The 1,162-nt window shown below is 68.0% G+C and carries 1 protein-coding gene; it reads right to left on the reverse strand.

What is annotated here, in order from left to right; translation table 11 throughout:
* Positions 1 to 10: 10 nt before the first annotated feature.
* The gene (locus tag CR165_RS24165; RefSeq protein ID WP_109519421.1) at positions 11 to 1,087 is read right to left on the reverse strand and encodes an IS5 family transposase; all 1,077 of its coding nucleotides are present in this window, start codon (positions 1,085 to 1,087) and stop codon (positions 11 to 13) included.
* Positions 1,088 to 1,162: the final 75 nt, after the last annotated feature.

Consider the following 1,162-nt stretch of genomic DNA (forward strand, 5'->3'; position numbering starts at 1 on the left):
GGGCGGATCGCTATGCTGGCGCGGCCTTGCCGCTCAGCCAGACAAGCCGCTTCATGTTGTAGGCGAGATTGGCCAGGCCGATCTTCACCTCGGCCCGGGCCAGGCCGATGGTGCGCACGACCAGGCCCATAATGCCCTTCTGATGGGCGAACACGTGCTCGACGCGGGAGCGCACCGCCGACTTCCGGGCATTGGCTCGGCGCGTGCGCTCCGGCATCGGCCGGCCCTGCGGCTTCTTGCGATGGATGCGCGAAACCAGGCCGCGGGCGGCGAGCATCGCCTCGTTCTTCTCCGAGCGATACGCGGTGTCGGCCCAGACCTCGCTGGCGGTGTTGTCGGCATCCAGCACCGCTTCCAGCCGCGCGCCGTCATGGGCTGCGGCATGCGTGGCCTGCCAGCCGCGGATCAGCCCGTGGGCGCGGTCGATCGAGACATGGTTCTTGTAGCCGAAGGCCGGCACGGCGAGATCAACCTGGGCCGCGCCATCCTCGCGCGGCCTGGCCTTGGAGAACTTTACCGTCCAGCGCGTGTCGCGGTCCTTCTGCCGTAGTTTCGCGGGTTTCTTCGCCCAATCCTCGGGGAGGCGGCCGTCGCGTAGTGCCGCCTTCTCGGCCTCGGTGTTGCGTTGCTTCGGCGCGGCGACGATGGTCGCATCGACGATCTGCCCGCCCATCGCCAGGTACCCGGCCGCCTTCAGCGTGGCATCGAACCGCGCGAACAGCGCCTGCATAGCGCCAGCGCGCTTCAACGCCTCACGGTAGGTCCAGATCGTGTTGGCGTCGGGCACCGCATCGGCCAATCCCAGGCCAAGGAAGCGCATGAACGAAAGCCGATCCTTGATCAGGTACTCGGCCCGCTCGTCCGACAGCCCGTGCATCGCCTGCAGCAGCAGGATCTTGAACATCAGCACATGATCGAAGGCGGGACGGCCGCCCTTGCTGCCATCGCCGCGCGGCACCGCCCGTTCCAGGTCAGGGCGGAACTGCGCGAAGTCCACCAGCAAGGCGATGCGCTCCAGGTCGTCGCCCTTGGCCGACAGTTCCCGTAGCCGATCCGACAGGTCGAAGAACCCTGGTTGCCCCGCCATCGCCGCCTCCGCCCGCATCGCCACGCCAGTCAATCAGCAGCCGGAAGCCAGCGCGAGGGGTTTCTGGAGGTGTCC

It is taken from the genome of Teichococcus aestuarii, assembly GCF_003116135.1.
GTDB classification, from domain to species: Bacteria; Pseudomonadota; Alphaproteobacteria; order Acetobacterales; family Acetobacteraceae; genus Pseudoroseomonas; species Pseudoroseomonas aestuarii.